The organism is Phaeodactylibacter sp. (assembly GCF_022763345.1).
Classification (GTDB): Bacteria; Bacteroidota; Bacteroidia; order Chitinophagales; family Saprospiraceae; genus Phaeodactylibacter.
On record NZ_JALEGS010000109.1, the window covers coordinates 1 to 11,273 of the forward strand.

9 protein-coding genes are annotated in these 11,273 nt (G+C 50.1%); 3 read left to right on the plus strand and 6 right to left on the minus strand.

Translation table 11 applies throughout. The annotated features are described in order from the left end of the window. Nucleotides 1-1,158: gliding motility-associated C-terminal domain-containing protein (locus MRY86_RS26060; protein WP_293572073.1), on the plus strand; the 1,158-nt coding region annotated here is incomplete at its 5' end. A 2-nt stretch (nucleotides 1,159-1,160) separates the two neighbouring features. Here the strand turns inward: MRY86_RS26060 and MRY86_RS26065 are convergent. After that, nucleotides 1,161-1,892: a phosphatase PAP2 family protein gene (locus MRY86_RS26065; protein WP_293566176.1), complete on the minus strand. Its 732-nt coding sequence runs from the start codon at nucleotides 1,890-1,892 to the stop codon at nucleotides 1,161-1,163. A gap of 103 nt (nucleotides 1,893-1,995) precedes the next feature. Here MRY86_RS26065 and MRY86_RS26070 point away from each other — a divergent pair, with 103 nt between their 5' ends. Continuing rightward, a complete protein-coding gene (locus MRY86_RS26070; protein WP_293566174.1) occupies nucleotides 1,996-3,084 on the plus strand; it encodes an AI-2E family transporter in 1,089 nt (362 codons plus the stop codon). A 185-nt stretch (nucleotides 3,085-3,269) separates the two neighbouring features. On the opposite strand, the gene MRY86_RS26075 is transcribed toward MRY86_RS26070, so the two are convergent. Continuing rightward, nucleotides 3,270-4,199: a bile acid:sodium symporter family protein gene (locus MRY86_RS26075; protein ID WP_293566172.1), complete on the minus strand. Its 930-nt coding sequence runs from the start codon at nucleotides 4,197-4,199 to the stop codon at nucleotides 3,270-3,272. Between the two features lie 110 nt (nucleotides 4,200-4,309). Here MRY86_RS26075 and MRY86_RS26080 point away from each other — a divergent pair, with 110 nt between their 5' ends. Next, nucleotides 4,310-5,689: an amidohydrolase gene (locus tag MRY86_RS26080; protein WP_293566170.1), complete on the plus strand. Its 1,380-nt coding sequence runs from the start codon at nucleotides 4,310-4,312 to the stop codon at nucleotides 5,687-5,689. Between the two features lie 62 nt (nucleotides 5,690-5,751). Here the strand turns inward: MRY86_RS26080 and MRY86_RS26085 are convergent, their stop codons facing one another. From MRY86_RS26085 to MRY86_RS26100, 4 genes are all read right to left on the minus strand, one after another. Next, the gene (locus MRY86_RS26085; RefSeq protein ID WP_293566168.1) at nucleotides 5,752-6,441 is read right to left on the minus strand and encodes a hypothetical protein; all 690 of its coding nucleotides are present in this window, start codon (nucleotides 6,439-6,441) and stop codon (nucleotides 5,752-5,754) included. 64 nt (nucleotides 6,442-6,505) lie between these two features. Beyond that, complete coding sequence (locus MRY86_RS26090) at nucleotides 6,506-7,744, minus strand: helix-hairpin-helix domain-containing protein (RefSeq protein ID WP_293566167.1); 1,239 nt, start codon at nucleotides 7,742-7,744, stop codon at nucleotides 6,506-6,508. Between the two features lie 43 nt (nucleotides 7,745-7,787). Next, the gene (locus MRY86_RS26095) at nucleotides 7,788-8,705 is read right to left on the minus strand and encodes an OmpA family protein (RefSeq protein ID WP_293566165.1); all 918 of its coding nucleotides are present in this window, start codon (nucleotides 8,703-8,705) and stop codon (nucleotides 7,788-7,790) included. Between the two features lie 230 nt (nucleotides 8,706-8,935). Next, the gene (locus MRY86_RS26100; RefSeq protein WP_293566163.1) at nucleotides 8,936-10,807 is read right to left on the minus strand and encodes a tetratricopeptide repeat protein; all 1,872 of its coding nucleotides are present in this window, start codon (nucleotides 10,805-10,807) and stop codon (nucleotides 8,936-8,938) included. Nucleotides 10,808-11,273 lie beyond the last annotated feature (466 nt).

Consider the following 11,273-nt stretch of genomic DNA (forward strand, 5'->3'; position numbering starts at 1 on the left):
CAAACGCTGACCAATCAGTTCGGATGCGATTCTACCATCATCACCACAACGAACCTGCTGCCGAGTTATCGCACCACGGTTGTGCTGGACCTTTGTGCAGGAGACAGTGTACTATTTAACGGAACTTATTATTCAGAAAACCAGCCTACCGGAATAGACACCTTAAATACGGTCAATGGTTGCGATAGCATTCTGGAGGTCAGCATCAGTGTGCTGCTACAGCCCGAAATACGGTATTTCCGGGATACCCTCTGCGCAGATGAAGTGCTGGAGTTCTTTGGGACGACTTACACCATTGATCAGCCTACCGGACAACACATCATCCCCAGCATTGAAAACGGATGCGATTCTGTGATCACGAATATTGAACTCACTTTTAATCTTCCTGAGGCAGAGCTGGAACTTACGGACCCGGATTGCCCGGACAGTACCGGCCATTGGTCGATCAGTCGTTTATCCGGAGGGCTGCCGCCGTATACTTACGCCATTGACGGCATCAACTTTGAGGTTGCAGAAGGGCTACCCCTGCGCGGTCCGATCGTGCCCGGCAATTATGTGCTGATCCTGAGAGATGCCTTGGGTTGTGAAGCACAGCAGTTCTTCGAGATAGAAGCGATGCCACCCCTTACCCTGGACCTGGGCGGGGAAATCGAAGTCCGACAGGGAGACACCCTCACCCTGAACCCGGAGCTCAACTTCATCCCAGACTCCTTGATATGGAGCCCCAGTGACCTACTGAATTGCACAGACTGCCTGAATCCTACACTCGTTCCTGTGAACAGCACCACCATCACCCTGCGGGCATTGATGGATGCAGGTTGTGAAGTGAAGGACGACTTGTTGGTTCAGGTTGACAAACGCATCCCTGTCTATGCGCCTAATGCCTTCAGCCCTAACGGAGACAACAGCAATGATTACTTCACGCTTTTTGCCAAACCGAACCAGGTATTGGAAATCAGTGCCCTGAGTATTTATGACCGGTGGGGCAATCAGGTATTTGATGCTACGTCTTTCCCGCCTAATGAGGAAAGCCAGGGCTGGGATGGCACAAGCCGTGGGCAATTGCTCAACAGCGGAGTCTACGTATACATGGCCGAAGTCACCTTAATAGATGGCCGAAAGTTGCAACTGGAAGGCGAAGTGCTACTAATGCGTTAAGGCTACCGGTGCAAATTAGGCACCAAAACCCCGATCAGGGCCCCGATACCATAGCCAACAATCACATCGCTGGGAAAATGCTTGCCGGCTTTGACTCTCCACAGGGCGGTTAGTGCCGGGAGGGTTGCTGCTGTAGCCCAAACCAGTCCTTTGTTTTGCATATCCGGCCGGTTTTGCACCAGCGTTTGAGCCGTAAAAAAGGACATCGCAGCGGTGTTGGATGCATGTCCGGAAAAGAACGAAAGGCGGGCTTCCGGATCAATTTTTAGTTCTTCGCCCGTTAAGGGGTTGTAAGTATACGGGCGGCTGCGGCGGGCGCCAATTTTGACCAGGCGGGTTATGCCGTTGGTGATGAGCAGGGTTTCCAGCCACATCACAGAGACTACTCCAAAATTATCGCGGCTATTGGACTCTGCCAATAACCCCAGAGGCAGGATTAAAGCGGTACGTAAGGTAATATCAGAAGCGAGGCGCGCCTTTTCGCTGGCCTGCAAGGTGGCAATCCGGTCTAAGCGATTGATTCTGAGAGGATCCAGCAGATCGAGATCGTCCAAAGACATGCCCGGCATTTTCTTCTGGAGCGGAATACTCAGGCCATAGGTCAATGCGCCTGTTCCGAGCAGCCCACCATCCACCGGCCAACTGAGCTGATGAGCCTGACTCTGCGCCAGAGGGGACAACAACACCATAAAAAAAATACAAAAACAAAGACGCTGTATGGATGTAGGTGGCATAAAAGATTGACTTTAGACTGGTAAAGTAAAAATTTCCACTAAAAATCCCACCCAAAACAAAATTTCGGCCCTAACTTGGTGGGAAATAATTGCCTCTACCGCTATGCAACCGAAAACCTGGACGCTCGACCGCATCATCGATATCCTACTCTATCTTGGCGGCATTGCCCTTTTCTTATGGCTGCTGGATTACCTAAGCCCTTATCTGGCTTCCTTTTTCATTGCCCTTTTCGTCGCCTATCTGCTGGAGCCGATAGTTCGCTTTTTCCAGCAACGGCTAAAAGTACGCACCAGATGGGTGGCGGTACTGCTTACCCTTTTCAGCCTGGTTATATTTCTAGTCCTCATTGGAATGCTGACCATCCCGGCTATCAATAGAGAAATAGCCAATATGCAGAATCTTCTTGGTGGCAGTTTGGACTTTCAGATGCAATCCTTACTCCCGCCAGAAGTCCTTCAGGAGATAGAGGCCTACCTGCATAGTGAGGAGGTCAAAGCCTTACTCACGGAGGAAAACATTTACAATTACGGGGTGATGATCCTGTCCTACATCTGGAGTGGCCTGAGCAGTGCCATGGGCATTGTGCTGGGGCTGTTCAGTATTGTTACGTTTCTGCTTTACCTGGTATTCATCATGCTGTTTTATAATGATTTTGCGGACAACTGGGAAGCGGTGATCCCACCCACCTACCGGGAGCCGGTTGTGATGCTGGTGCATGATGTGGAAGATGGGATGCAGATTTACTTCCGGGGACAGGCGCTGATTGTCTTCTGGGTTTGTATTCTTTTCGCAGTTGGCTTCAACCTGATTGGGCTGCCCCTGGGTATACTGCTGGGCATCTTCGTAGGGTTGCTCAATTTTGTGCCTTATCTTCAAATCCTGGGATTAGTTCCCGCTCTGCTACTTGCCGGTGTGCAGGCCATTGAGACCCTCGAGGTTTACTGGTTTTGTGCAGGTATGGTCATCCTTGTCTTCATAATTGTTCAAGCCATTCAGGAAATTATACTTACGCCGCGAATCATGGGAAGCGCCACGGGCCTAAACCCGGCGGTCATCCTGCTGGCACTGTCGGTCTGGGGCGGGCTGTTTGGGGTGATTGGGATGGTCATCGCGTTGCCGCTCACTACGTTGCTGATCAATTATTACAAGCGGTTTGTGCTTCAGGGACAAACCTTAGGGGAAGAGGAATAGCTATAGCTCCATTTTTGCCTGCGCACAAAGCTCTGCAAAACCAAGGGCCTGTCAAGGCTGAAACTTTGGGTGCTTGTGGTTGTTTTCAGACCTTCTTTTCCTGGCTCAAACCCAAAAAGCGCTCCCTTTTTATCCGCGGCCCCGACAACTGACAGGCCACGCCTGTTAATCTCTCTGCGGCTCCTCTAATTCGCTTGTTCTTTACCAAAGGCCGCAGCAGTGATCGGCCGGAACTGCCACCACATTGACAGCGTGAAGGCTGAAATCAGATGCCACACCCCCCAGAACGCAGCCACCAATGCCATACCGCCCAGCCCGTCGAAGAAATTGAAGATCAGAATCAGGGCCAGCCCGGAGTTTTGAATACCGGTTTCAATGGAAATGGCCCGGGCATCTGCCTGTGGAAGCCCATTTCGGTAAGCCCATTGATAGCCGGTAAAAAGGGCCATGGCATTGTGGATGACCACGAGGTAAAAAACGATATACAGGTAATTGACGATATTGCTGTAATTGGCGTACAGCGCGAAAATCACAAAGCCGATGAAAATCGCCATCGACAGCATTCGAACTGGCTTTTTCAGCATCGCAGTGGTTTTGGGAAAGCGGGCATGGAGCCCCATACCGATCAGCAAAGGCACCAAAATCAGTTGCACAATGGTTGTGACCATACTCATTGGGGAAACATAGATATCGCCCTGCAACCCTTCTGATCCAGGCACGATTGGCGCCAGCATGGTAAAGTACAGAGGCGTTATCACCACCGCCGCCAGCGTGGATACACTTGTCATTAAGACCGACAAGGCAGTGTTGGCTCTTGACAAATGCACAGCGAAATTAGATACATTGCCCCCCGGGCAGGCGGAAACCAGCAACATGCCCAATGCTATACTTGGTGCCGGCCGAAAAAGATAGATCAGCCCTATCGTCAGCAACGGCAGCAGGACCAGCTGCGAGCTCAATCCGATGAGCGGAGCCTTTGGGCGGCGTAGCAACTCCCGGAAATTATCCACCCGCAAGTCCAATGCAACGCCAAACATGATGAAGGCCAGACATATGTTCAGCAGTGTGAGCTGTTCGGGGTTAAAGTTGATCTTTATGGCATCAATAGCATTCATTTCTGCAACTTTGGACACCTAAAAGTAAGAAGAAAAACAAAAAGGCAGGAGAACACCTCCAATTGCTCTATGGTTTTTCTTACATTATTCATCATATGAATACCAAAACGATGAAATACCTGATTCTGACCGCTGTACTATTCGGTTGCGCCATAGCCTTGCCTGCACAGGGCGCACTGGATGCCCTGAAACAAGAGGTCCGGGACGACCGCACTTTTTTATCTGCAACAGATGACCCCTACGCAGGGCTCAAAGCTTCCGTCCGGAAAGATTATGCTTACCTGGAAGACCTGTACCGCCATTATCACCTCCATCCGGAACTGTCCTTTCAGGAATCGTCGACCTCCAGGCGCATGGCAGAGGAACTACGACAGTTGGGATTTGAAGTCACCGAGGGTGTCGGAGGCTATGGGGTTGTAGGGGTCCTGCGCAATGGTGAAGGCCCAACGGTGCTTGTACGTGCGGATATGGATGCCCTGCCGATTGTAGAAGACACCGGCCTGCCCTATGCCAGCACTGTCACTACAAAGGATGATGCCGGAAATGAGGTAGGCGTCATGCATGCCTGTGGGCACGACATACATATGACGGTTTGGACAGGGGCTGCCCGGCAATTAGCGGAGCGGAAGGATCAATGGAAAGGCACCCTTGTCTTCATTGGCCAGCCGGCAGAAGAACGGGGCGGAGGGGCTAAAGCCATGCTGGCAGATGGGCTTTACGAGCGGTTCCCCACACCAGACTACGCAATCGCACTGCACGTCAGCGCGGGCATGGAAGCTGGAAAAGTAGGTTGCCGGAGCGGTTACAGCCTGGCCAACGTGGATATGATGGATATTACCGTGTACGGGCAAGGCGGCCATGGGGCTTACCCCCACACTACCAAGGACCCTGTGCTTTTAGCATCCCGTATCGTAGTGGCGCTGCAAACGGTTGTCAGCCGGGAGCTCTCTCCCCTTGAGCCTGCGGTGGTTACAGTTGGATCCATTCATGGCGGCACTAAAGGCAATGTCATCCCTAATCAGGTGCAGCTCGAATTGACACTGCGCTCCTACACCGATGAAGTCCGCGCAGCCATTATTGAGAAAATCAAACGCATATGCCAGGGCGTAGCGATGTCTGCCGGCTTAGAAGCCAATCAATACCCAAAGGTGGAGCTCCGCGATGAGTTTACACCAGCTACATTCAACGACCCGGAACTAGCACAGCGCGTACAACAAGTGTTTACTGAAGCATTGGGCAAAGACCACACCCTTAACGTAGATCCGGTAATGGGTGGGGAAGACTTTGGCCGATACGGACGCACTGAAGAAAAAGTCCCCATTTTCATGTTTTGGCTGGGTGCAGTAGCTAAGGAACAAATGGCTGCCGCTGAACGGGGAGAATTACAATTACCGTCTCTGCATAACTCCGGCTTTGCTCCTGACCCCGAGCCGACCATTACGACAGGTGTTGTGGCGATGACTGCAGCAGTACTGGACCTCCTAAAATAGTAAATGCCCCGCCTGGAGCTTTTTAGCATCAGGCGGGGCATTTACTTTAATGCCAATTTGGCTTATTCTTCAAATTCAATTGCCTTCATATTATACGCACCCTCGTCAATGCGAAGGTCATTGTCTAACACCATTTCAAAGGAACCGTCATCTTCCTGCAAGTAAACGATGTCATTTTTGACCAATGTTTCTTCATCCTCGGCTTCTATCCGGCGGAATTTGGTCAAAATGTCAAGGTCGGTATCACCATCCAGATCAGTAATAAAGCTATCCTGCTGATAACAGAAATCTCCCTTACAGTAGGCATAGGCCAAAACCTGTACCGGCTCCATCACCTCCCCGTTCAGGTCAAATAAGACGATGGTGTTGGGCCCTTTGTCGGAGGGCGTACGGATCAGGTAGTGCTCCGCCCTGTTGCCTTTGATACTGTAAATACTGTGAGCGGAAGCTGCGTCATCTTCCAGCAAATCGCGGTGGGTGCCAGCAAACATCTCATAATACGATTCCGGTATCTCCTCACCTTTAAATGGGTATTCGTAGGGCAGGTCATCATCGTAGTGCGAATAGACGCGCAGGTTACCAACGTTGCTTTCCTCGAAAAGGGCAATGAATGAAGCCGCTTCCGGGCTGACCGGTACGTTGGTTGCCGGATAAGGGCGTACGTTATATTCTTCGTAGGAAGTATCCCGCTCCTGCCCGAAAGCAGTAAGCGTTAAACAAACAAAAAAGATTAGCAGACTAAGAACTCGCATATTTTACAGTATTAATTTTTTATTCATCTGTAAAACAGTGGCTTAAATGGCATGTTCGATCCGCTTAGGCTTCCCGCATTTCCTCCTGATACTCCTGCAAAAGCGCCCACTCTCCTTCCACGGCAAGACGGGCTTGTGCCGGCCAGGTGGCAGGGTCATGCATGTTGTAATTGGGCCCTGAGGCTTCCAGTATCTCCCGCAGGCGGTCCGTATCCGCCGCTGCGAGCTCGCCCCAGCTGCCAATTCCGGCTGTCTTGAGGGCATCAGCTACCATTGGCCCAATGCCTTCAAAAATGGTCAGATCGGTAGGATCTTCAGAAAATGGGGCCACTTTAGACCTGAAATCATCCGGATTTTCCTGTTTTTGAAGAGCAAGCTGAGCGGCTTGTTCCACCCATTTGTCTTTTTCAATTCGGCCTTCAAAGTAGCCAATCGCTTCTGTCACCTGTTGAGTACGCTCAGCGCCCCAAGTGCTGATTTCTTCGTAGGTGTAGACGCCGATATCATTGAGTTGCTTTTCCAAAAAGTTACCAATTCCCTCAATTCGGGTCAGGTCATCGCGCTCTGCGACCTGCTCCCGGATTTTATCCATAAAGGGCTTTGGGGTGGTAAACCGAAGCTCAGGCTCTTGCTCCACCACCGTAGCATCAGGCAGGCCCGGCATAGGGTGCACTTCGGGGTAGGTGGTGGCTTCCGGATTGGCTATTCCACGGGATACGGCCCCACCCATCAAGGTTTTTAATTCAGAACGGAGCGCGGCATTATCATGGGAAAGATTATCCATCTTCCGCTCAAGGATATCCAGCCGCTCCGGGCTTATCACGGCAGCGGAGGGCGTTTGTCCACTGTTCCCTGAAGCTGCTTCCAGAGCATTGGCCAACTCCTGATTTCGGGAACGCAGAGCCGCCACCTCATCGTTGAGGTCATCAACGATTTGCTGATACGAGTCCCCGCTGTGACCGCCTTCCTCCAGCTGTCGCCTGAGCATAAACAACTCTTTATTGAGCTGTTCCTTTTCTTCTTCCAAACGCTGTTGCCCGGCTTCTGCTTCCTGCAGGGAAAATCCCAGCTTTTTAAGGTCAGCATCTTTTAGGGACAGCTGCTCTCGCAGCGTTTCTATTTCTGCCCGTGCATCAGCTAGTTCTTTTTTTTTATCGTTCAGTTCGCGCCGCAACTCGCGCACCCGCCGGTTCCGCAACAGGTAGCCTACCAGCAGCCCGAATAAAAAAGCGGTTAACATGACGATAAGTATAAAGATGCTTTCGCGGGCGGTAAATTGACTAAATAAATTGCTCAGGTCCATGGTTCGTTGGTATTGATACGGGCAGATGCCCAAGGTTATTAATTCAGTTGCCTTTCTGTGCAGCAGTGGAGTCTGCAGCAGTACTCAAGACAAAATTGACCCTCCGGTTCTTTTGCCGCCCTTCCGGATTATCGCCACCGCCAGGCAGGGAATTGGGGGCTACAGGGCGGCTCTCTCCTTCGGAATCGATCTGAATACTGGCGGTCACGCCCAGGGAGTCCTGAAAGTAAAAGCGGGCATTCTCGGCCCGGCGCATCCCCAAATCCAGATTGTAGGCATCTGAGCCAATACTGTCCGTATGCCCAATGATAGCCATACTGGCCTCCGGGTTGAGGTCAAGGTAGGTTTTCACCGAATCCGCATAAAGTTGCAGGGACGGCCCCGGCTTGAAAACGGCTGAATTATACTCAAAGTTAGCATCTGAGAAAGTCATGTTCTTAAAGGTAAACAACACTTTTTCAAAGCCCCCTTCCACCGCCGAAGGGTCATAAAGGTCAAACATGACGGGTTCGCGTAGTTGGCGGTCTTCACTAATCCCATAATCGAGCGTGAAGCGGTTTTGGTCAATGCCCCTGCGCATCATCAGCTTCCTGATTTGATCGGCCCGTGCCAGGCCCAGGTTTTCAAAGAAGCCGGGAGCTACGGTACTTTCGCTTTCGCGAAAAAGGGCAGTAAGGGTCACATTCCGGTCCGTACGCGCTTTGAGCATAGCAGCGAGGGTGTCCAGAAAAAGCTGATTGTTGTCGTTAAGGCGCGGCTGCAAAGCAGCAGAGTCGAAGGCAAATTGGTCATACCCCCTTAGCAACACGCTATCCCCCTCAGTGAGCCGGAGGGTCTGCAAACGGGCATCTACCAGCTCTCCGGGGCCACACTGCTGCCGGAGCTCACAAATGAAGTACCAGCGCGCCAGCAGAGCGAAAGCCAGAAAGCCCAGAAAAACCAGAAAGGCCAAAAAACGCATAGTGTTGAAATTGGTTATTCGTTAGTGCAAAAGGGTTTTCCTCCTTTGCTTATTGCCAAAGTAATACTTTTCTTCAAAAAATGCCTGAAGCGGTTTGGGAAATTAGTAGCCGGAGCTGATTCCACCATTGGCTGGCAGCTATGTGTTTGCTGAAGTTATAAAGGCCTCTTTTACCTCTGCGCATACTTCCGGCTTACCACGGCAGCGTGCACTGAATTCACAAGGGGCCACTAAAGCCTTTCGATAAAAAGGTCAAGGTCTCCGGTAGTATTCAGCCCTAGCTTTCTGCTTAGCCGATGGCGGCTGCGCCATACACTTTGAAGAGAAATGCCTAATGATTCGGCAGCCTCTCTGTTGTCAAATTTTAGTTTCATTAGCAAGATGAGCCGTGTCTCACCAGAGGTCAGTTTAGGGAACATCTCTTTCAGTTTCTCAAGAAACCCCGGAAAACACTCCTCATAACGTTCCTTGAAAACGAGCCAGTCCTGGTCTGTCAGAATTTTCATACTCTTAAGCTCAGACGACTCCTGAGGCGCATGGCCGGCTGAGGAAGGAGAGTCCGGGCCAGCTTTCTGGCTGAGTTTAATTTGTAATTCCCTGATAAGCCGGCTTTTAAGTGCCAGTGCCTGCCCGGTTTCATCAAGCTCTTTTTTCGCTTCCTCCAGTTGGTTACGGGAATGCATTAATGCTTTTGATTTTAACTTTTCCCGTGTGTTGATCAGTTCTTTTTCCTGCGATAATAAGCGGTTTTGCTGTACTAAAATAAGCCGGTGGTTGTGCTGCCGGATGTAGAGTATCGTGAGCAGGAGAATCACCGACAACAGGGCGAGTGCCCAGATGAATTGCCGAAGCCTTAAGGCCAGGTGCTCCTGCTCCAGGCTTTCGATACGATGCTCTTTTTGGGTATTTTCATATTGTGCTTCCAGCCTTACCACCTCTTTGGCTTTATCCGAGTCTAACTTGATTCTGTATAGCCGGTGGCTTTCATTGGCTTCCTTCAATGCTCTTTCCCACTCCCCCTTTTCCGCATAGATATTGCTTAGCAGATAATATGCAAAGGAAAGGTTGCCTGTGTCAGGTGAAGCCAATGACTCCTTTATATAGCATTCTGCTGAGTCCAGTTGCCCGAGTTCGAAATAACATTGCCCAAGTGCCATGGGCACCTGAAAAAAAACCATCCGCTTGCTGCCAAAAGGATTTTTTTGGTAAGCTTCTTTAAATAAAGGTAAAGCCTTCTGGTAAAGACCTGCTTCGAAATAAGACCGGGCGAGCCTGTAGCGAATAATGGGAGGTATCTCCTTTTCAGGGTTAGCCTCCCGAAATATTTTTTGCATTTCCTTTGCCCAGTAAATACTGGAGTCAGGTTGAGTTTTAAGGTAGTAGCCGTTAAAGTGATTTGCTGTCTTTATCCTAAACCTCCAGGGTTCATGTATTTTGGAAACGTCTGCCTTCCAACTTTTCTGTGCCCACTCCAGGTACTTAACCCTGTCCCTGCTACGCTCATAGGCCACACAGATATCAGAGTAAAGGTTTGCATGCCGGTCTGAAAAATGGTTACTCGCCTTATCCAGAATCTCTAGCAAATCGAAGTAAATTTCCAGTGCTTCCGCAAACTTGTTCTGGTAAATATAACTGCGGGCCTGAAGATATCGGGCATCTTCAGCATCAAGAGTCCGGCCCAGATCCATATACCGGCGGTAGGCGTCTTCCGTATACTTTTCGGCAAGGTCGAATTCGGCAAGGTCGATATAAAACTCTGCACGCATCATCTGACAAAATGCAAATACCGTGTCGTGGGGGTAATTCTCTTCGTAGAGCTCTAACAGGCGAAAGTTGACCTTCGGGCTATCCCTCGGCAAATGGTACCACAAAGACAGACAAGCCCATGGTTGAAGAGCTTTCGGCACTTCCTGCTTGAGCCGGGCAATGCAGGAATCCGGGTCTGAAAGTGGATAAGTAGCGATATAGCCTCCATCATGAACGGCATTTTGGCGTTCGAAGAAATCATCCTTTGCCCCGTTTCCTGCCTGATTACAGCCTGATATTGCTATGGCAATGACACACCATACAAACGGTTTGAGTTCCCTTAAAGCAATACTCAAATCAGGAACAAATGCACAACGGCATTTCCTACTTCTAGCTTTATAAGGGCCAAGCATCTTCATTGTATTGAACATAGCATTTGCTTCCAGACAAATTTTTCGGGGTAAAAGTAAGGTTTTAACCTGCCGAAACGCCTAGTATTTCTTGCATATGGCCCGATTGTCCGAGTAATTGTCCGATTAAAAAATATGAAAATCGGGTTAATCAGTGCGTGATTTGCATCCGGAAGCAATGATGGTATTGCCTATGCCTGACAAGCAACACAAACAAATATGCACTTTATCATTCCCGGTATTTCACCCTTTAAACCGATTATACAAACGTCTCTTTTCTGCAATGCCTTCTTTCTGCATTTCATTTTAGGCAGCATATACTGACGATTAAGTGGTTTGCCACAGCAAACCTACTCAATGCCTGCCTTCGTGTCGGTACTTCGGCAGACAGGTCAGCATTTACGCTGGGAAG